The sequence below is a fragment of the Herbaspirillum sp. NPDC087042 genome (assembly GCF_044745245.1).
Classification (GTDB): Bacteria; Pseudomonadota; Gammaproteobacteria; order Burkholderiales; family Burkholderiaceae_D; genus Herbaspirillum.
This window is the reverse complement of record NZ_JBIUZW010000024.1, coordinates 1-19,127: the sequence shown is the minus strand read 5'-3', so window position 1 is coordinate 19,127 and position 19,127 is coordinate 1. Positions and strand designations below refer to the sequence as shown.

Genomic DNA, 19,127 nt, shown 5'->3' with positions numbered 1-19,127 from the left:
GCTGCCACCGCCATCAAAGTTCGCCGTAGGAATGCAGGCCGGAGAGGAACATGTTCACGCCCAGGAAGGCGAAGGTCGTCACCAGCAGGCCGACCAGCGCCCACCAGGCCGCCGCCTGTCCACGCAAACCCTTCATCAGGCGCATGTGCAGCCAGGCCGCATAGTTGAGCCAGACAATCAGCGCCCAGGTTTCCTTGGGGTCCCAGGACCAGTAACCACCCCAGGCCTCGGCCGCCCACAGCGCGCCCAGGATGGTGGCGATGGTGAAGAAGGCAAAGCCCACGGCGATGGCCTTGTACATCACATCGTCCAGCACCTCCAGCGAGGGCAGGCGGTCCGCCAGGTAACCCTTCTGGCGCAACAGGTAGGCCACTGCCACCATGGCTGCCAGGGCGAAGGTGCCATAGCCGATGAAGTTGGCCGGTACGTGGATCTTCATCCACCAGCTCTGCAGGGCCGGTACCAGCGGCTGGATCTCGGCTGCATCCCGCGAAACGGTATACCACATCAGGAATCCGACTGCAGCGGTGATGACCGTCAGCACGAAAGCACCCAGCTGGCGGGTGGCGTAGCGCTCCTCGTAGTAGAGGTAGAACAGCGCCGTGATCAGGCAGAACAGGACGAAGACTTCATACAGGTTGGAGATGGGGATGTGGCCCACATCGGCGCCGATCAGGTAGGACTCGTACCAGCGCACCATCATGCCGGTGAAGCCCAGCAGCACGGCCGCCCAGCACAGGCGCGAGCCGATCGCGTTGCCGGTGCCGGCGGTGGTGGCCAGTCCGCCCCAGTAGAACAGCGTCGACAGGCAGAACAGCGCGCTCATCCAGAGGATGGCGGACTGGCTGGAGAGCATGTACTTGAGGAAGAATTTCTTGTCGGCCATCTCCAGCACACCGCCATACATGGCGATGGCGCCCAGCGACAGCACGGCGATGGCCAGCATCAGCGGGCGCACCGGTTTCCAGTGCCAGCCCAGCCAGGCGAAGGTGGGCGCGGCCAGCAGCAGCACCGCCTTTTCGTAATAATCCATGTAGCTGCCGAAACGCCCGAAGGCGTACAGGGAGCCTGCCACCAGGGCCGCTGCATAGATCCAGTCCACCACGCTGAGGCGGCGGAAGAAGCCTTGCTCGTCGGCATAGGCCTGGTTTGCTTGAGTCAGTTCCATTGTGTTCTCCACTACTGTCTGCAGCGATGCTAGCCAACCCGGTGCCAGCCTTTATATGCTGCAGATGATAACCGCCATAAGCCGGCGGCACATTAAAGCCTAAGCCGATGGTGGGACGGCGGCGTTGCCCGCCAGCCGGCCCTTCATCTGCTCGAATTCCTTGTCAAAGTCCAGTGTACGTCGCTGCGTGCTCATTGCCAGCAGTGCCTGGCTGCCCTGGCCATCTGCGCCCGGCTTGATCCAGATCCACAGACGCCGGTCGCGGATGTAGAGCATCGAGAACACGCCCAGCACCAGGAACAGGCAGCCCAGGTAGACCACCTTCTTGCCCGGCGAACGCGTCACCTGCAGCACCGACGCCTTGATCTCCTCGAAGCCGGCCAGTTGCAGGAACACCGGTGCCGGATAGAAGCCGGCATCGGCCAGCGCATTGATGGCCAGCTGCAGGTAGCGGCCATGGGCCTCGTCGCTGGCCACCGGCGCCAGGCCGTCCTTGGCGCGGGCAGCTTGCCACAGTTCCCACATGCTGCCGTTGAGGATCTTCATGAAGATGTCGGCGGCCTTCTCCTGCTCGGCAGCCGGCAACTGTTCCAGGAAGCGGGTCACGGCGATATAGCCGGAGACCTTGCCGTCGCCGGCGAAGATGCTCAGGCCGCGCAGGGCCGATTGCTCCAGCTGCTGGCGCAACACCGGCGAGGTGTCGCGACCATTGCTGATGGCCTGGCTGGCATAGCGGTGCGCGGCTTCCTCCCGCAGCGCCGGATTGGCCAGCGCCGCGCGCAGGCGCATCCACTCGGCCACGCTGTCCTTGTCATCGGCGGGAATGCGCAGGTAACGGAAGGGCTGGTCGGGCTGCTCGCGCATCCCGGCCAGGAACACGTAGGCGCCATCGATCTGCAGCGACTGCATGTAGTTGAAATACTCGCGCGCCTGGCCGGTCTTGTCGCGCAGCTTGTACTGCACGGTCGGGCCGACGTTCTTGAAGTCCTTGCTGTTGGCATTCTTGGCGCTGGAGCCCAGGTGCTTGTCCAGGCCATCGATGATGCCGCGGTTGACGTCCTTGCCCACGTTGACCGCGCGCGGATCACCCGAGGTCGAGCCCGACTTGCCGGCCTGCATGTTCTCCACGTTGAAGGGGCGGAAACCCGTCCATTCGATGGTGTAGTCGCCCATGCCCGCCGGCATCGGCGTGGTGCCGTTGACTTCGCCAGCCAGCTCGAAGCGGTTGTTGCTGCCGCCACGCATCGGGTAGCCGACCAGCTTGAGCTTGCTGCCGCCATCCTCGAAGCTGGACTGGTAGATCGCCACGCCCTTGTAGATCAGCGGTTCGTTGACCTTGATGGTGGCGGCGGTCTCCTTGCCCGTTTCATGGTCGCGCAGCACCACTTCGCTGGCGAAGAGCTTGGGCATGCCGGTGGAGTAGAACTCGATGATGAAGCGCTTCAGCTGGATCGTGAAGGGCAGGTCCTGGATCATCACGCCATCCTTCTGCGGGATGATGGCCGTGCTGCTGCTGGCGCCTTCGGGAATGAGGGTATTGCCGCGGAAGGTCGGATTGTTCAGGCCCAGGCGATAGCGCTCGGGGATGTCGGCGATGATGCCGTTGCCGGAGAATGCCTGCTTGCCATAGAACCATTGCTGGAAGCGGATCGGCAGGTCGGAGTCGAGCAGGCCGCCCAGGCAGATGATGACGATGGCCGCGTGCGCGAAGATGTAACCCCACTTGTTGGCCGCCCCCTGCTTGGCCGCCAGCAGCGTGCCCCCCTCCTTCTCGACCAGCTTGACCTTGTAGCCGCGTTGCCCGACCTGGCGGGCCAGCCGGGCGACGGCCTCGGCCGGCGCCTCGCCGGTCTGCCAGTCATGCTTGTGATGGAAGTTGCGCAGCGACTGCTCGCGCACATTGTCGCGCCAGCTCTTGACGTCGCGCAGCATCTTGGGCGCGTTGCGGGCGATGCACAGCGAGGTCGACAGCACCAGGAAGCCCATGATCAGCAGGAACCACCAGGCCGAATAGACCGCATACAGGCCGGCCTTGCCGAAGATCTCGAACCAGAACGGACCGAACTGGTTCACGTAGTTGGGCATCGGTTCGTTCTGCTTCATCACCGTGCCGATCACCGAGGCGATGGCGATCAGCGTCAAGAGGCTGATGGCGAAGCGCATCGATGAGACCAGCTCGACGGCATCGCCTAGCCAGCGTTGCCGGGTCCTGATCTGGATTCCTTGGGTACTGCTGCCCGTCGTCATATTCCTGCCTTACCGGATCCGGACTGCCGGATCCGCTTACCTGGGGGGTCGCCTTGCCGGGCGGCAAAGCGATGCGAACCCGGAATTCTACCGCTCCCGGGAAAAGTCCGTGATACGCGCCTGCGCAACCCGGGTATGCCGGTGCGCATATCAGGGCGCAACGGGCCTGAGCGGCGATCTTGAGGCCGAGCGGCGCGACGCGCCACGACTTGCGTCAATCATGACGAAAAAAAGGCGGCACAGCGGCCGCCTTGCTTCGTTTGCGCGCTAGCGCAGACCTTTACTTCAGGCCGGCCATGTAATCGGCCACGGCCTTGATTTCCTTGTCCGAGAGACGATCGGCGATGGCCGTCATCTGCGGGCTGTTGGTGCGGGCACCACCACGGAAATTGGTCAGCTGGGCCACCGTGTAGTCCTGATGCTGGCCGGCCAGGCGCGGATACTGGGCCGGGATGCCAGCGCCGTTGGGGCTGTGGCAACCAGCACAGGCCGGCACGTTCTTGGCGGCGATACCGGCGCGCCAGATGTGCTTGCCCAGGTCGATAGTTTCCTTGTTCTTGGCCGCGCCCGGCTTGGGCGCCTGGGCCGCCAGGTAGGCCGCGATATTGTGCACGTCCTCGTCGGTGAGCGCCTTGGCCATCGGGGTCATGACCGGATTGTTGCGCTCGGGCGTACGGAAGTTCAGCAGCTGCTTGGCAATGTAGGCCTCGTGCTGGCCAGCCAGCTTGGGATTCTGGGTGATGGTCGAATTGCCGGCAGCGCCGTGGCAGGATACGCAGGCCACGATGTTGCGGGCATTGTCGCCATTGGTGAAGAGGGCTTCGCCCTTGGCCGGATCGGCCTTGATCGGGGCTTGCTTCTCATCGGCCGCATGGGCCGCGGAAGACACTGCCAGCACGGCAGCAAAAACGGAATACAACAAAGGGGAAAAGGCACGGTTGGCACGGTTCATTCGTCACCCTAATACTTATTGTGGAATTTCGAGATTTTGCCCGTTCGGTGGCTGGCTGCCCCCATACCAAATGCCTGTTGTTTGACCTGTCTCCAATGGTCGCCATATTTTTGAGTTGCCTGGCATCAACACGGCACTGGGTATCGGGCCATTGTACAATAGCTTCTCCGCGTTTTTCCCTCCTCTTTCGGATTTCCCCCCACCATGTCGCAACTTTGGCAAGCCCGTTTCTTCACCACCGTCAATCACCTGCGGGACCTGCCCAAGACCAGTGTGCCGGAGATCGCTTTCGCCGGACGTTCCAACGCCGGCAAGTCCAGCGCCATCAACGTGCTGTGCAACCAGAAACGCCTGGCCTTTGCCTCCAAGACACCGGGACGCACCCAGCACATCAACTACTTCTCCATCGGCGGCGCCCACGTGGGCCAGCACCGCAACGACGAGGCGCGTCCCGATCAGATCCGCGCCATGCTGGTGGACTTGCCCGGCTACGGTTATGCCGAGGTATCGGGCTCGGCCAAGTACCACTGGCAAGCCCTGCTGGGTGACTACGTGCGCCAGCGTGAACAGCTGGCGGCGCTGGTGATGATCGTCGATTCGCGCCGTCCCTTCACCGACCTCGATATCCAGATGATCGAGTGGTTCGCCCCTACCGGCAAACCCATCCATTGCATCCTGAGCAAGGCCGACAAGCTCAACCGCAACGAATCCACCAATGCCCTGCGCCAGGCCCGCACCTACCTGGAAAGCTATGTGGACGAAAGCGGCCAGCCCTTCCCGTTCACGGTCCAGCTGTTTTCGGCGCTCAAGCGCACCGGCCTGGACGAGGCCAATGACAAGATCCTGGAACTGGCCGGCCTGACCGGCGACGCCCCAGGCGCACCCGCGGCCGATAGCGGTAATGCTGACCAGGGCAATGACGACGCCCAACCGGGCGAGCAGCCGCAGGCATGATCGCCGACAAGGCGAGATCCTTCAAACAGGAGTAAAACGGACGAACCAAAAAAAGCCCCGGAGAACAGAAAAATTCTCCGGGGCTAAACGCCTTTCGCTTGCACGATCGGCCCCGCTCAGGGAGGGAAGGGGAAGCGGGGGGCAAATGAATCACCCGCATCTAAGGTAAAGTATCCCGATGGAAAGTTGTTGAAGCCTCAATAGAAAGAAAGCAATTTTCCGAAGATAGCGATATTTGCCTAGAAAATATTCCAAGATAACGTCAAACAACATCAATTTTTTTGAAAGCCGACACATGTCTTTGACCGATTTCAGCAGCACCGCCGCCTACCCTGCCCTGCGCATGCGCCGCATGCGCCGCGACGCCTTCTCGCGCGCCCTGATGGCCGAGAACGTCATCACCAGCGCCGACCTGATCTATCCGGTATTCGTCCAGGAAGGCCAGAACCTGCGCACCCCGGTGCCTTCGCTGCCGGGCGTGGATCGCCTCTCGCTCGATACGCTGCTGCCGGTGGCCGAGGAATGCGTGAAGCTGGGCGTACCGGTGCTGGCGCTGTTCCCGGTGATCGACCCGGCCCTGAAGACCCCCGACGGCATCGAAGCCACCAACCCCGACGGCCTGATCCCGCGCGTGGTGCGCGCGTTGAAGGACCGCTTCCCCGAGCTGGGCATCCTGTGCGACGTCGCCCTGGACCCCTACACCAGCCACGGCCAGGATGGCGTGATGGATGAGTCCGGCTACATCCTCAACGACCAGACCGTGGCCCTGCTGGTGGCGCAAGCCAAGACCCAGGCCGATGCCGGCGTGGATGTCGTGGCGCCCTCGGACATGATGGATGGCCGCATCGCCGCCATCCGTACCATGCTGGAAGCCCAGGGCCACATCTACACCCGCATCATGGCTTACTCGGCCAAGTACGCCTCGGCCTTCTACGGCCCCTTCCGTGATGCGGTCGGCTCGGCCGCCAACCTGGGCAAGGGCAACAAGTTCAGCTACCAGATGGATCCGGCCAACAGCGACGAAGCCCTGCGCGAAGTGGCACTGGACCTGCAGGAAGGCGCCGACATGGTCATGGTCAAGCCCGGCATGCCCTATCTGGACATCGTGCGCCGCGTCAAGGACGAGTTCCGGGTACCGACCTTCGCCTACCAGGTCAGCGGCGAGTACGCGATGATCAAGGCCGCCGCCCAGAACGGCTGGCTGGACCACGACAAGACCATGATGGAAGCCATGATGGCCTTCAAGCGCGCCGGCGCCGATGGCGTGCTGACCTACTTCGCGCTGGATATCGCGCGCAAGCTCAAGCAGGGCTGATCAGCCCCTGCACCGATGGCCGCCGACAGCGATCTCTTTGCCCGCCACCGCGCGCGGCTCTTCGGTGTGGCCTATCGCATGCTCGGCACGCGCAGCGATGCCGAGGATGTGCTGCAGGACGCCTGGCTGCGCTGGCATGCCCAGGACCAGCAGGCGCTGGCCTCGGCCGAAGCCTGGCTGGTGACGGTGGTCACCCGCCTGTGCATTGACCGCCTGCGCCAGCTGCAGCAGGAGCGCCAGCACTACGTCGGCCACTGGCTGCCGGAGCCGCTGGTGGATCTCTCCGACAGCAGCCCCGAGATCGACCTGTTCGGCCAGGCCCGCCTGGCGCCATCGCCCGAGGCATTGCTGGAGCAGCACAGCGATGTCTCCTTCGCCTACCTGTTGCTGCTGGAACGCCTCAAGCCCGAAGAGCGCGCCGCCTTCCTGCTGCGCGAAGTCTTCGACAACGACTATCCCGACATCGCGGCCATCCTGCAGAAATCCGAAGCCGGTTGCCGCCAGCTGGTGCATCGCGCCCGCGAACGGCTGGCCAGCCACGATGCCGCCACCCCGGCCACCCCCGCCAGTGCAGCACCGCGCAAGCCTCTGCGCGCAGCCTCCAGTACGGTCACACGTGAGACCCATGCCCTGCTGCTGGAGAAATTCATGCAGGCCGTCCAGAGTGGCCAGCGCGAGGCCATGGTGGGCCTGTTGGCCGAAGATGCCCGCCTGATCGGCGACGGCGGTGGCAAGGTGTCGTCCTTCCCGCATCCGCTGGCCGGCGGCGAGCGCATCTCCTGGCTGTACTATGCCAACCGCCGCCGTTTCGGCGAACGCATCCGCTATCGCGCGGCCTGGATCAATGGCAGCCCGGGACTGCTGCGCTACATCGATGACATGCTGGAATCGGCCCAGGTACTGGAGACCGAGGATGGGCGCATCCGCGAGATCTACGTCGTGCGCAACCCCGACAAGCTCAAGGCCATCGCGCAGTCGATGGGGGATGGCGCCTGAGTTTTTTCAGGCTCTGCTCCATTCTTTTCAAGAAATCTGTCACAAGCGGACATCCCCCTGCGTCTAGTGTAGGAACAGCGGCCATGCGTGTCGCTGTCACCCTCACCTTTCCATGGAGAATCCTCATGTCCGACTTCAAGCAACGCCTGTCCCATACCAAACTTGCCGCTCCCGCCTTCAATGCCCTGCTCAAGGCCAGCGAAGCCGTCCACCAGAGCGGTGTCGATCCCAAGCTGCTGGAGCTGGTGTTCCTGCGGGTCTCGCAACTCAATGGCTGCGCCTATTGCGCCGACATGCATTCGCACGACCTGCTCAAGAATGGCGAAGACCAGCAACGCCTCAATACCCTGGCGGCCTGGCGCGAGATCCCCTTCTTCACCGAACAGGAGCGCGCGGCGCTGAACTGGGCCGAACGCTTCACCCACCTGCACCAACCCGATGGCGACAAGGACGACGCCGCCTTCGCCCTGCTGCAGCAGCATTTCAGCGAGGCCGAAATTGCCAACCTGACGTTTGCGGTCGCCATCATCAATGCCTGGAACCGCCTGGGCGTGGCCATGCGCCCGCAGGTAGCACGCCGCGCCTGATCCGCTCGCCACCGCCGGTGGCGCCGCGGAAACAAAAAAAACGCACCCCGGTCACCCGGGATGCGTTGAACATGGTCCGATCCACATCAGACTTGCTGCTCAAAAAACGGTCCGGCGGCCCCTCCTGGTGCCGTCCGGCTTGTCCTGTTTCTAGCCGCTCACTTCCACAATGCGCACTTGGATTCGGCCTTGGTCATATAGGCTTGCTCGCCGGGGATGGTCTGCACCAGCTTGTAGTAGTCCCAGGGACGCTTGGATTCGGCGGGCTTCTTCACTTCCATCAGGTACATGTCGTGCACCATGCGACCGTCAGGACGCACCACGCCATTGGCGGTAAAGAAGTCGTTGATGCGGTTCTTGCGCAGGTAGGCCATGACCTGATCGGCATCGGTGCTGCCGACCGCCTTCACCGCCTTCAGATACTGCCCCACCGCCGAGGCATCGCCGGCCTGGAACATCGAAGGCATCTTCTTCATCTTCAGGAAGTAGCGATTGGCCCAGGTACGCGACTGCTCGTTGAGATCCCAGTACCAGCCATCGGTGAGATACATGCCCTGGGTCAGCTGCAGACCCAGCGAGTGGGTATCGTTGATGAAGATCAGCAGGCCCGCCAGCTTCATCGTCTTGTTCACGCCGAATTCGTTGGCTGCCTTGATGGCATTGATGACGTCGCCACCGGCCACGGCCAGGCCGAGGATCTGGGCCTTGGAGGATTGCGCCTGCAGCAGGAAGGACGAGAAATCCGAGGTCGACAGCGGCACCCGGGTGGTGCCCACGACGGTGCCGCCGGCGCTCTTGACGACGTCGCTGGTGTCCTTCTCCAGCGAGGTGCCGAAGGCATAGTCGGCCGTCAGGAAGTACCAGGACTTGCCGCCCTGGCGCGTGATGGCCGCACCCGTGCCGCGTGCCAGGGCCGTGGTGTCGTAGGCGTACTGGATGGTGTAGGCGTTGCACTCTTCGTTGGTCTGGCGGGTAGTGCCGGCGCCGACCGAGATGAAGACCTTCTTCTTCTCGCCGGCGACCTTGCCCATGGCCAGGCTGGCGGCCGAGTTCACGCCACCGACCAGCATGTCCACGCCATCGCGGTCGAACCATTCGCGGGCCTTGTTGGCGGCGATGTCGGCCTTGTTCTGGTGGTCGGCGAAGACCAGCTCCACCTTCTTGCCATTGATGGTGCCACCGGCATCGGCAATGGCCATGCGGATCGCCTCGACGCCGCCCTGGCCGTCGAAGTCGGCATAGGTGCCGGACATGTCGGTGATGAAACCGATCTTGATGGTGTCGCCGGCAGCGTGTGCAGCGGGAAGGGTGGCCGCGCCCCACAGCGCGCAGACGGCGGCCGACAGCGCGGCGCGCCGGATGAATGGTCTCAAGGTCTCCTCCTCGGGGTGTCTTTATTGTCGTTGGATCGTCTTGTTACGACCCCGCAATCGAGTGCGGGGAAGGCAGTGCAGGACCGGCGCCAGGCACCGGTCCGAAGGTCTACAGCTCAGGCTCAGGCGATGATGGCGCGGGTCTGTTCGCCATCGACCAGGCGCATCAGGCCCAGCGGATTGGCGTTCTGCAGCGCCACCGGCAGCATCGCGTCCGGGTAGTTCTGGTAGCACACCGGGCGCAGGAAGCGCTCGATGGCCAGCGTACCGACCGAGGTGCCACGGGCATCCGAAGTGGCCGGATACGGGCCGCCATGCACCATCGCATCGCACACTTCCACGCCGGTGGGATAACCGTTCAACAGCAGGCGACCGGCCTTCTGTTCCAGCAGCGCGATCAGGTCCTGGTTGCCTTGCAGATCGCCGATTTCGGCCTGCAGGGTGGCGGTCAGCTGGCCGTGCATGTTGGCGGCGAAGTCCAGCAGCTGCTCGCGGCTTTCCAGTTCGACGATGACGGTGGCCGGACCGAAGACTTCTTCTTCCAGCGGGGCTTCCTTGGAGAACAGCTGGGCCGCGTCGGCCTTGAACAGGTGCGGCACGGCCTGGGTGTAGCTGCTGCCGCCGGTGGCGATCACCTGCACGCCGGGCAACTGGCTCAGACGTGCGACGCCGCCGTTGTAGTGGGTCAGGCCACCGCTGTTGAGCATGGTGGCCGGGTTGGTACCGCCGAAGGCCGCCGACAGCTTCTCGATGAAGGCCGTCAGTTCCGGCGAGCGCACGCCCAGCAGCAGACCCGGGCTGGTGCACAGCTGGCCCACGCCGACGGTGACCGAGCCGGCCAGGTCCTTGGCGATGGCATCGCCACGCAGCTTCAGGGCTTCCGGCATGAGGATGATGGGGTTGATGCTGGACATCTCGGCAAACACCGGGATCGGTTGCGGACGGGCTGCCGCCATGTCGCACAGGGCACGGCCACCGCGCAGCGAACCGGTGAAGCCGACTGCCTGGATGCCGGCGCTCTTGACCAGCTGGGCGCCCACGCGGTCGCCGTAGATCATGTTGAAGGTGCCAGCCGGCATGCCGGTCTTCTTGACGGCGCGCTCGATGGCGTCGGCCACCAGTTCGGAGGTCACCAGGTGACCGCTATGGGCCTTGAACACCACCGGGCAGCCTGCGGCCAGCGCGGCGGCAGTATCGCCACCGGCCACCGAGAAGGCCAGCGGGAAGTTGCTGGCGCCGAAGACGGCCACCGGGCCCACGCCGATCTTGTACTGACGGATATCCGGGCGCGGCAGCGGCTGGCGTTGCGGCAGCGCGGTGTCGATACGGGCGCCGTAGAAATCGCCACGGCGCAGGACCTTGGCGAACAGGCGCATCTGGCCGCTGGTACGGGCGCGTTCGCCAGCCAGGCGCGGGGTGGCCGGCAGAGCGGTTTCACGGGCCACGGCGGCGAGGAAGTCATCGCCGAGGGCGTCGATCTCGTCGGCGATGGCGTCCAGGAAGCGCGCGCGTTCTTCCGAGGTGGTGGTGCGGAAACGCGGATAGGCTTGCTCGGCCGCATGCACGGCAGCCGCCACTTCCTTGTCGGTGGCGGTCAGGAAAGGCGTCTCGAACAGGGCGCCGGAGGTGGCGTCCACGCTATGCAGGGCGACGTCGCCCTGACCGCTGCGCTGGCCGCCGATGTAGTTGTGTCCAAGGATGGTGAAGCTCACGTTATGCTCCTGCTGGTTTCGTTGGCGCCGCCCGCGACGGGTCAGGCGCAAAGGCCGCGCCCGCAATGGCGGGAACGGCCGCTGGTGATTGCTTCAGGACCACGCAGCACTGTGCTGCATGCGCCCTGCGCTGTCATTGTCGGACATCACATCGATTGCTGCAGCATGTCCCGGTAGTCCTGTTCCGAGGCCACGCGCGGATTGGTCTTGTGGCTGTGGTCGGCCAATGCGCCCTTGATGATCTGCGGGAACATCGCCTCGCTCACACCCAGCTCAGCCAGGCCCGCCGGCAAGCCCAGGCGCGCACTCATCGCCTTGATGGCCGGACCGATCTCGGCGCCGCTACCCAGGCCCATGGCGTGGGCCATGCGGGCCATCTTGTTGTCCTTGACCATGGTCTCGGCGCTTTCGTTGAAGGCGATGATGGCCGGCAGGAAGATGGCGTTCAGGGTGCCGTGATGCAGCCTGGGATTGATGCCGCCCAGCGAGTGCGAGAGGCTGTGCACACAGCCCAGGCCCTTCTGGAAAGCCATCGCGCCCTGCATGGAGGCGCTCATCATGTTCAGGCGGGCGTCGCGGTCACCGGGCTCGCGGGTAGCGCGTTCGATATGGCCCCAGGCGCGCCACAGGCCGTCGAGCGCAATGCCGTCGGCGGGTGGGTTGAAGGAGGGCGCCATGAAGGTTTCCAGGCAGTGGGCGATGGCGTCCATGCCGGTGGCGGCGGTCATCAGCGGCGGCAGGCCCAGGGTCAGCTCGGGGTCGCAGATGGCCAGGCGGGGGACCAGGTAGGGCGAGAGCACACCGACCTTGCGGCCATCGTCCAGGATCAGGATGGCACCACGGCCGACTTCGCTGCCGGTTCCGGCGGTGGTCGGGATGGCGATCACCGGCGCGGTCTTCGCGGTAATGTTGGTGAGGCCGCCCTCGATCAGTGCGAAGGACTTCAGCGGACCCTCGTGGGTGCCGCAGACGGCCACTCCCTTGGCCAGGTCGATGGAAGAACCGCCACCCACGGCCACGATACCGTCGCAGCCGTGCTCGCGGAACAGCGCAGCGGCAGCGCGCACCGCGCCTTCGTTGGGGTTGGGCGGGGTCTGGTCGTACACGACCGCGGTCGCGCCGTCTTTCAGTTGCGCCAGCACCTTGTCCAGCAGGCCGGCATTGCGGATGCCCATGTCGGTGACCACCAGCGGCTTCGTGATGCCGATGCGGTCGCATTCCTGCTGCAAGAGCGCCAATGCGCCGTAGTCGAACTGGACCTGGGTGATGTAGTTGATGAGTGCCATAAGCTGCTTAGCCGGCCATTGGGGCCATTGCGGCCATTACATAGCCTGGGTTTATAGATGTCGCCAGAGTGGCGGCTGTCGACGGGACCCTGCCCGGATCCCGCCGAGGCGCGCTCTTGCCTCTGGTGTCCTGCTTTTGAAAGCCAGACTCTAAGGCATCGCAAGGCCCTTGGCTAATGAGAGCTGTTGATATGGGTATAACCAACGCTCATACTAGAGACCTTTCCAGGATCGAGCCCATGAACACCACGCTGCCGTCTCTTGCCTCCATCACCTCGCGCCTGCACCTGCGGCAGTTGCGGCTCCTGATTGCCCTGTCGGACCACGGCTCGCTACTCAAGGCGGCCGAGCAGGTCGCCCTGACCCAGCCCGGCGCCAGCAAGGCCCTGCAGGAAATCGAAAGCACCCTGGGTGCGCAGCTGTTCACCCGCACCAACCGTGGCCTGGAGGCCACCGAGCTGGGGCATTGCGTGATCCGCTATGCACGCCTGATCCAGACCGACCTGACCCATCTGCGCGAAGAAATGCTGGCCATCATGCAAGGCCATGGCGGCCGGCTGGCGGTGGGGACCATCATGGGGGCTGTCCCCCTGCTCACCGACGCACTCACGCGCCTGCTGGAAGACCATCCCTCGCTGTCGGTAGACATCGTCGAGGACACCAGCGCGCGCCTGTTGCGCCTGCTCGATCAGGGCCGGCTGGACCTGGCCATCTGCCGTACCAGCATCAGCCAGCGTCCGGACCTCTACGATGCTTTCAGCATCCACGACGAGCAGCTCGCCGTGGTGGCCAGCGTCCAGCATCCGCTGGCGCAGGCGCAGACGCTGCAGCTGGCCGACCTGGCCGATTCGCGCTGGGTGGTCTATTCAGCCAACATGCCCATGCGCCTGACGCTGGAGCGCGAATTCCACGATGCCGACCTGCGCTTCCCGCTGCAGTTGATGGAAACCACCTCGGCCTTCACCACGCTGTCGCTGCTGCAAAAGAATCCGCACTTCGTGGCACTGCTGTCGGTGGATGTGGCGCAGTTCTGCACGCGCTTCGGCATGACCTGCATCCTGCCGCTGCAACTGCATACCCGCAGCGAACCCTACCAGCTGGTCACGCGCCATGGCACCCAGCTCTCGCCGGTGGCGCGCTTGTTCATCGACGGCTTTGCGAAGAGCGTGGCGCCCCAGCTCTGAGCCGGAGGCAGACAAAGAAAAAGCGCCCCCGGAGGAGCGCTTTTCGGATCAGCAAGTGCTGCCAGCCACTTACTTGTTCGGCTGCGGCGTGATGCGCAGGTAGGGGCGCGGCGACTTGTAGCCCTTGGGATACTTCTGCTTGATGACTTCCTCGTCCTTGACCGACAGCGGGATGATGACGTCGTCGCCATCCTTCCAGTTGCCCGGGGTGGCCACGGTGTAGCCATCGGTCAGCTGCAGGGCGTCCAGCACGCGCAGGACTTCATCGAAGTTGCGACCGGTGCTCATCGGGTAGGTGATGATGAGGCGCACCTTCTTCTTCGGGTCGATGATGAACAGCGAACGCACCGTGGCCGTCTCGGACTGGTTCGGGTGGATCATGTCGTAGAGGCCGGCGACCTTCTTGTCGACGTCGGCCACGATGGGGAAACCGACCACGGTCTGCTGGGTTTCCTCGATGTCCTTGATCCACTGGTTGTGGGCTTCGGCGCCATCCACCGACAGGGCGATGGCCTTGACGTTGCGCTTGTCGAACTCGGGCTTGAGCTTGGCGGTCAGGCCCAGCTCGGTGGTGCAGACCGGTGTGAAGTCGGCCGGGTGCGAGAACAGCACGACCCAGGAGTCACCTGCCCAGTCGTGGAATTTGATCTTGCCGATGGAGGATTCTTGTTCGAAATCCGGTGCGGTATCGCCCAGGCGCAACGTCATGGTGGTCTCCTTGGTTGAAGGGGGGAAAACGGAAAGGCTGACTATAACGCGAGGCCAGCCCCAGGCCAACGACTATAAAGTGTTTTTCAAATAACGCAGCGCAATGTGGCGAGGCCAATCACAGGCTCTGCAGCGTGGTCATGAAATGGTCGGCATCCTGATAGCCGATGACGCGGCGCTGCGGCAGCTCTTGCCCGTCGGCATCGAAGAACATGATGCCTGGCGGGCCGAAGAGATCGAAGCGCTTGAGCATGGCGCGGTCATCGGCGTTGTTGGCGGTCACATCGATCTGCAACAACAGCATCTGCCCGAAGCGTTCCCTGACGCGCGCATCGGTGAAGGTAAAGCGTTCCATCTCCTTGCAGGAGACGCACCAGTCGGCATAGAAGTCCAGCATCACCGGCCGGCGCTCGCCGGCGGCGTTCTGCTTCAGGGCGGCATCGAGCTCGGCGCTGGAGCGCACGCGCACGAAGTCTGTGGCCGCCGCGGCGCTGGCCTGCCCACGCAGATGGGACAGCGGCGTGAGCGGATCACGTCCGCCGGTGACCACACTGACCAGCTGCAGCAGGCCCAGCGTGACCACCGCCAGACCCAGCGCACGCGCCACCCAGCCGGCCGGACGCGCCCACAGCAGATAGGCGCCGTAAGCGATGCCCAGCACGGCCCAGCCGGCCACCTGCAGCCAGGCCGGGATCACCGGTGACACCATCCACAGCGCCGTGCCCAGCATCAACACGCCAAAGAAGCGCTTGACCGCATCCATCCAGGCACCGGCACGCGGCAGCAAGGCTCCGGCAGAAGCGCCAATGAGCAACAGCGGTACGCTCATGCCGGCGGCCATGGCGAACAGGGCGGAGCCACCCAGCACGACGTTGCCGGTCTGGCTGATGTAGAGCAGGGCACCCGCCAGCGGCGCGGCCACGCAAGGACCGACGATCAGGGCCGAGATGGCGCCCATCAGGAACACGCCCAGCCACTTGCCGCTACCGCCACCGGAAGCGCTGGAAAGGCGCGACTGCAGCGCCGCCGGTACCTGCAGCGTATAGAGATCGAACATGGACAAGGCCAGTCCCGCCATCAGCAGCGCGAAGCCGCCCAGCACCCAGGGATTCTGCAGATAGGCCGACAGACCCTCGCCCAGCATCCCGGCCGCCACGCCCAACGCGGTATAGACCAGTGCCATGCCCAGCGCGTAATCGACCGACAGCAGGAAGCTGCGGCCCCGGCCCCCGGCACCACCTGCAGCGGCCTGCTGGCCGACGATGATGGAGGAGAGGATGGGCAGCATCGGCAGCACGCAAGGCGTGAACGACAGCCCGATGCCCAGCACGAAGAACAACGACAGGATGCTCCACAGGCGGCCGCTCTTGAGCACGGCGGCAATGCCATCGACATCGCTGCCGGCGCCGCCCTGGACGGCTTGCTTGCCGTCACCGGCTGCGACCGTCTGGCCGATGGCCTGCGGTGACATCGTCACGGTCAGCGTCATCGGTGGATAACATAGCCCCTTGTCCGCGCACCCCTGCGAGACGGCACTGACCGTGAAGGTGCCGGTGGCCCCGGTGACGCTCAGGCGTGCCGTCATCGCCTGGTGGTAGGTCTCGACTTCCTTCTGGAAGTTATCGTCGTACTTGCGCTTGCCGGCCGGGAATTGCGGCTCGCCCAGCGTCGCGCCCTGGGCGCTGAAGTGGAAGCGATCACGGTACATATAGTAGCCATCGGCGATGCGATAGCTCAATTCCAGCGTGCCGGCATCGATCATGCGGGCGCTGAGCTGGAAGGCCTGTTCGGGCGGCAGGTAATCATCGGCTGCGCGCGCCGGCGTCACGCCGGACACCAGCAGCAGGGTCAGTAGCTGCAGCAGCAGCGCAAACAGGCGGGGGAAACGGTCAAGGCTCTTCTTCATGCGGTTCTACGATGTTCTTCCTGGTTGCTCGGTGGGCCGGTATGCGTGCGGTAACACCGTCATGCCTGCAAGGGCCTGGCGGTCTCGTGCTGCATCCAGGCGAGGTAGGCTGGCAAGCCCGCTGCCAATGGCAGCGCGACGATCTCCGGCACCTCGTAGGGATGGGCCTGCAGGATGGCCTGCTCCAGCTCCTGGTAACGCGCCTGCGTGGTCTTGATCAGCAGCGGGATCTCGCTGGCCTGTTCCACCTGGCCCTGCCAGCGATAGATGGACGCGACCGGCGGCAGGATATTGACGCAAGCCGCCAGCCCTTGTTCCACGAGCTGCCTGGCCATGGCATCAGCCAGCGCCTGCTGCGGTACATTGGTCAACACCAGCAGCGGCTGGTTCAACAGTGAAGAGGTCATCAGACGGGCTCCTTGCGCATGCCGTATTCAATCACATCCTGGCCCAACGCGCCGCCGGACAATCGCAAGACAATGCTGCCTGGCCACCATGTCCACATCGTGCGTCGCGCCAGAAAACAAAAAAGCCAGGCTAAGCCTGGCTTTTCTGATATTGCCCACAACCGTTCGATTACTCGGCGGTCGGTGCGTCGGCAGCGTCGGTGACTTCCGGACGGTCAACCAGCTCGACGAAGGCCATCGGGGCGTTGTCGCCTTGGCGGAAGCCCATCTTCAGGATGCGCAGGTAGCCGCCGTTACGGGCAGCGTAACGCGGGCCCAGTTCGGAGAACAGCTTGCCGACGATTTCGCGATCGCGCAGGCGGTTGAAGGCCAGACGCTTGTTGGCCAGGGTGTCGACCTTGCCCAGGGTCAGGATGGGCTCGACAACGCGGCGCAGTTCCTTGGCCTTCGGCAGGGTGGTCTTGATGGCTTCATGACGCAGCAGCGAAACAGTCATGTTGCGCAGCATGGCCAGACGGTGGGACGAAGTACGATTCAGTTTGCGGAGACCGTGACGGTGACGCATGGTAATTTCCTTTCAGGTTACAGTTTTGATCCAGTTCTTCTATCGGCAGGCCAGCTTGGCTGTCCGGACCGCGGACCGGTAAATGTCGGATAAAAGTGTTGCTACAGGTACTACAGATACGGTGTCTTGCCGGCCTGGCCGGCGGGATTTTCATCCACGCCCGCCAGGCGACAGGAATTACTTCTCCAGGCCAGCAGGCGGCCAGTTTTCCAGCTTCATGCCCAGGGTCAGGCCACGCGAAGCCAGGACTTCCTTGATTTCGTTGAGCGACTTGCGACCCAGGTTCGGGGTCTTCAGCAGTTCGTTTTCGCTGCGCTGGATCAGGTCGCCGATGTAGTAGATGTTCTCGGCCTTCAGGCAGTTTGCCGAACGCACGGTCAGCTCCAGGTCGTCGACCGGACGCAGCAGGATAGGATCGACCTGCGGTGCGCGCGACGGTGCTTCTGCAGTCGCTTCGGTGCCTTCCAGGGCAGCGAACACGTTCAGTTGATCGACCAGCACGCGGGCCGATTGACGGATCGCTTCTTCCGGAGTGATGACGCCGTTGGTCTCGATGTTCATGACCAGTTTGTCCAGGTCGGTACGCTGTTCCACACGCGCCGATTCCACGGCGTAGGAAACGCGACGCACCGGCGAGAAGGAAGCGTCCAGGATGATGCGACCGATGGTCTTGTTGGTGTCTTCGGACAGACGACGCACGTTACCCGGCACGTAGCCACGGCCCTTTTCGACCTTGATCTGCATGTCCAGCTTGCCGCCACCGGTCAGGTTGGCGATGACGTGATCCGGGTTGATCAGTTCCACGTCGTGGGGCAGGTCGATGTCGGAAGCCAGGACGGCGCCTTCGCCTTCCTTCTTCAGGGTCAGGGTGACTTCGTCACGGTTGTGCAGCTTGAAGACCACACCCTTCAGGTTCAGCAGAATGTCCACGACGTCTTCCTGCACGCCATCCAGCGAGGAGTACTCGTGAACGACGCCAGCGATGGTGACTTCGGTGGGCGCATAGCCGGTCATCGTCGAGAGCAGAACGCGACGCAGGGCGTTGCCCAGGGTGTGACCATAGCCGCGCTCGAACGGCTCCATCACGACTTTGGCGTGACCGGGAGCCAGGGCTTCCACTTCGATGATACGGGGCTTCAACAAACTGTTTTGCATGAATTGTCCTTTTCAATACCCTCGGCTCGTTACACCGATAAGGCTGATGGCAGTTCGGAAAAATGCCCACCATGAGGTGGGCACAGGGGTAAAGCTGTACGACGGATTAACGCGAATACAGTTCGACGATCAGCGATTCGTTGACGTCGTTGGCGATTTCGCTACGGTCCGGAGCCGACTTGAAGGTAGCTTCCAGCTTCTTCGCATCCACGGCAACCCACGACGGGAAGCCGCTCGATTCGGCCAGCGACAGCGCTTCGGCGATACGCACTTGCTTCTTGGCCTTTTCACGGATGGCGACCACGTCACCAGCCTTGACCGAGTAGGAAGCGATGTTCACGACTTGACCGTTCACGGTCAGGGCCTTGTGGGACACCAGCTGACGCGCTTCAGCGCGGGTCGAGCCGAAGCCCATGCGGTAGACGACGTTGTCCAGGCGCGATTCCAGCAGCTTCAGCAGGTTTTCACCGGTGTTGCCCTTGCGGCGGTCGGCTTCAGCGAAGTAGCGGCGGAACTGGCGCTCGAGGACGCCGTACATGCGCTTGACCGTCTGCTTTTCGCGCAGCTGGTTGCCGTAGTCTGAGGTGCGTGCACCCGAAGTGCGGCCGTGCT

The 19,127-nt window shown here is 63.8% G+C and carries 17 protein-coding genes; 5 read left to right on the top strand and 12 right to left on the bottom strand.

Features of this window, described 5'->3' with window-relative positions; all coding sequences use genetic code 11:
* Positions 1 to 13 precede the first annotated feature (13 nt).
* The 3 genes from ccsB to ACIPHN_RS23970 all read right to left on the bottom strand — a co-directional run bounded on the left by ccsB (position 14) and on the right by ACIPHN_RS23970 (position 4,367).
* Complete coding sequence (gene ccsB, locus ACIPHN_RS23980; RefSeq protein WP_400441180.1) at positions 14 to 1,168, bottom strand: c-type cytochrome biogenesis protein CcsB; 1,155 nt, start codon at positions 1,166 to 1,168, stop codon at positions 14 to 16.
* Positions 1,169 to 1,267: 99 nt separating this feature from the next.
* Complete coding sequence (locus tag ACIPHN_RS23975) at positions 1,268 to 3,415, bottom strand: cytochrome c biogenesis protein ResB (protein WP_400441177.1); 2,148 nt, start codon at positions 3,413 to 3,415, stop codon at positions 1,268 to 1,270.
* 280 nt (positions 3,416 to 3,695) lie between these two features.
* A complete protein-coding gene (locus ACIPHN_RS23970) occupies positions 3,696 to 4,367 on the bottom strand; it encodes a c-type cytochrome (protein ID WP_400441174.1) in 672 nt (223 codons plus the stop codon).
* A 204-nt stretch (positions 4,368 to 4,571) separates the two neighbouring features.
* Between ACIPHN_RS23970 and yihA the strand changes: the two genes are divergently transcribed.
* The 4 genes from yihA (at position 4,572) to ACIPHN_RS23950 (ending at position 8,219) form a co-directional block, all read left to right on the top strand.
* Complete coding sequence (gene yihA, locus ACIPHN_RS23965; protein ID WP_400441171.1) at positions 4,572 to 5,321, top strand: ribosome biogenesis GTP-binding protein YihA/YsxC; 750 nt, start codon at positions 4,572 to 4,574, stop codon at positions 5,319 to 5,321.
* Positions 5,322 to 5,616: 295 nt separating this feature from the next.
* Complete coding sequence (hemB, locus tag ACIPHN_RS23960; RefSeq protein WP_400441169.1) at positions 5,617 to 6,636, top strand: porphobilinogen synthase; 1,020 nt, start codon at positions 5,617 to 5,619, stop codon at positions 6,634 to 6,636.
* Between the two features lie 15 nt (positions 6,637 to 6,651).
* Positions 6,652 to 7,632: an RNA polymerase sigma factor SigJ gene (gene sigJ, locus ACIPHN_RS23955; protein ID WP_400441168.1), complete on the top strand. Its 981-nt coding sequence runs from the start codon at positions 6,652 to 6,654 to the stop codon at positions 7,630 to 7,632.
* Between the two features lie 125 nt (positions 7,633 to 7,757).
* Positions 7,758 to 8,219, top strand: a complete 462-nt coding sequence (locus tag ACIPHN_RS23950; protein ID WP_400441165.1) for a carboxymuconolactone decarboxylase family protein — start codon at positions 7,758 to 7,760, stop codon at positions 8,217 to 8,219.
* A 158-nt stretch (positions 8,220 to 8,377) separates the two neighbouring features.
* Here ACIPHN_RS23950 and ACIPHN_RS23945 read toward each other — a convergent pair whose 3' ends face one another.
* The 3 genes from ACIPHN_RS23945 to ACIPHN_RS23935 all read right to left on the bottom strand — a co-directional run bounded on the left by ACIPHN_RS23945 (position 8,378) and on the right by ACIPHN_RS23935 (position 12,590).
* The gene (locus ACIPHN_RS23945) at positions 8,378 to 9,592 is read right to left on the bottom strand and encodes an ABC transporter substrate-binding protein (protein ID WP_400441163.1); all 1,215 of its coding nucleotides are present in this window, start codon (positions 9,590 to 9,592) and stop codon (positions 8,378 to 8,380) included.
* Positions 9,593 to 9,714: 122 nt separating this feature from the next.
* The gene (locus ACIPHN_RS23940) at positions 9,715 to 11,304 is read right to left on the bottom strand and encodes an aldehyde dehydrogenase (NADP(+)) (protein WP_400441160.1); all 1,590 of its coding nucleotides are present in this window, start codon (positions 11,302 to 11,304) and stop codon (positions 9,715 to 9,717) included.
* Positions 11,305 to 11,450: 146 nt separating this feature from the next.
* Positions 11,451 to 12,590, bottom strand: a complete 1,140-nt coding sequence (locus ACIPHN_RS23935) for an iron-containing alcohol dehydrogenase (protein WP_400441158.1) — start codon at positions 12,588 to 12,590, stop codon at positions 11,451 to 11,453.
* Between the two features lie 239 nt (positions 12,591 to 12,829).
* On the opposite strand from ACIPHN_RS23935, the gene ACIPHN_RS23930 reads away from it, so the two are divergent.
* Positions 12,830 to 13,774, top strand: a complete 945-nt coding sequence (locus ACIPHN_RS23930; protein ID WP_400441156.1) for a LysR substrate-binding domain-containing protein — start codon at positions 12,830 to 12,832, stop codon at positions 13,772 to 13,774.
* Between the two features lie 69 nt (positions 13,775 to 13,843).
* Here ACIPHN_RS23930 and ACIPHN_RS23925 read toward each other — a convergent pair whose 3' ends face one another.
* The 6 genes from ACIPHN_RS23925 to rpsD form a co-directional block, all read right to left on the bottom strand.
* Complete coding sequence (locus ACIPHN_RS23925) at positions 13,844 to 14,482, bottom strand: peroxiredoxin (RefSeq protein WP_400441154.1); 639 nt, start codon at positions 14,480 to 14,482, stop codon at positions 13,844 to 13,846.
* Positions 14,483 to 14,600: 118 nt separating this feature from the next.
* Positions 14,601 to 16,388, bottom strand: a complete 1,788-nt coding sequence (gene dsbD / locus ACIPHN_RS23920) for a protein-disulfide reductase DsbD (RefSeq protein ID WP_400441151.1) — start codon at positions 16,386 to 16,388, stop codon at positions 14,601 to 14,603.
* Positions 16,389 to 16,447: 59 nt separating this feature from the next.
* Entirely contained in the window at positions 16,448 to 16,795 is a 348-nt protein-coding gene (cutA, locus tag ACIPHN_RS23915; RefSeq protein WP_400441148.1) for a divalent-cation tolerance protein CutA, read from the bottom strand.
* A 169-nt stretch (positions 16,796 to 16,964) separates the two neighbouring features.
* Positions 16,965 to 17,360 (bottom strand): 50S ribosomal protein L17, encoded by a 396-nt coding sequence (rplQ, locus tag ACIPHN_RS23910; RefSeq protein ID WP_139969374.1) that lies wholly within the window; start codon positions 17,358 to 17,360, stop codon positions 16,965 to 16,967.
* 177 nt (positions 17,361 to 17,537) lie between these two features.
* On the bottom strand, positions 17,538 to 18,515 hold the full coding sequence (locus ACIPHN_RS23905; protein WP_198983325.1) for a DNA-directed RNA polymerase subunit alpha: 978 nt from the start codon (positions 18,513 to 18,515) through the stop codon (positions 17,538 to 17,540).
* 106 nt (positions 18,516 to 18,621) lie between these two features.
* Positions 18,622 to 19,127, bottom strand: a 506-nt coding sequence (gene rpsD / locus ACIPHN_RS23900) for a 30S ribosomal protein S4 (protein ID WP_400441144.1), incomplete at its 5' end; no start/stop codon positions are given.

Bases quoted from the DNA above. Each gene is read 5' to 3' on its own strand.
- rplQ (WP_139969374.1), bottom strand. From the start codon at position 17,360: ATGCGTCACCGTCACGGTCTCCGCAAACTGAATCGTACTTCGTCCCAC.
- hemB (WP_400441169.1), top strand. From the start codon at position 5,617: ATGTCTTTGACCGATTTCAGCAGCACCGCCGCCTACCCTGCCCTGCGC.
- ccsB (WP_400441180.1), bottom strand. From the start codon at position 1,168: ATGGAACTGACTCAAGCAAACCAGGCCTATGCCGACGAGCAAGGCTTC.
- ACIPHN_RS23930 (WP_400441156.1), top strand. From the start codon at position 12,830: ATGAACACCACGCTGCCGTCTCTTGCCTCCATCACCTCGCGCCTGCAC.
- sigJ (WP_400441168.1), top strand. From the start codon at position 6,652: ATGGCCGCCGACAGCGATCTCTTTGCCCGCCACCGCGCGCGGCTCTTC.
- ACIPHN_RS23970 (WP_400441174.1), bottom strand. From the start codon at position 4,367: ATGAACCGTGCCAACCGTGCCTTTTCCCCTTTGTTGTATTCCGTTTTT.
- ACIPHN_RS23905 (WP_198983325.1), bottom strand. From the start codon at position 18,515: ATGCAAAACAGTTTGTTGAAGCCCCGTATCATCGAAGTGGAAGCCCTG.
- ACIPHN_RS23950 (WP_400441165.1), top strand. From the start codon at position 7,758: ATGTCCGACTTCAAGCAACGCCTGTCCCATACCAAACTTGCCGCTCCC.
- cutA (WP_400441148.1), bottom strand. From the start codon at position 16,795: ATGACCTCTTCACTGTTGAACCAGCCGCTGCTGGTGTTGACCAATGTA.
- yihA (WP_400441171.1), top strand. From the start codon at position 4,572: ATGTCGCAACTTTGGCAAGCCCGTTTCTTCACCACCGTCAATCACCTG.
- ACIPHN_RS23975 (WP_400441177.1), bottom strand. From the start codon at position 3,415: ATGACGACGGGCAGCAGTACCCAAGGAATCCAGATCAGGACCCGGCAA.
- dsbD (WP_400441151.1), bottom strand. From the start codon at position 16,388: ATGAAGAAGAGCCTTGACCGTTTCCCCCGCCTGTTTGCGCTGCTGCTG.
- ACIPHN_RS23935 (WP_400441158.1), bottom strand. From the start codon at position 12,590: ATGGCACTCATCAACTACATCACCCAGGTCCAGTTCGACTACGGCGCA.
- ACIPHN_RS23925 (WP_400441154.1), bottom strand. From the start codon at position 14,482: ATGACGTTGCGCCTGGGCGATACCGCACCGGATTTCGAACAAGAATCC.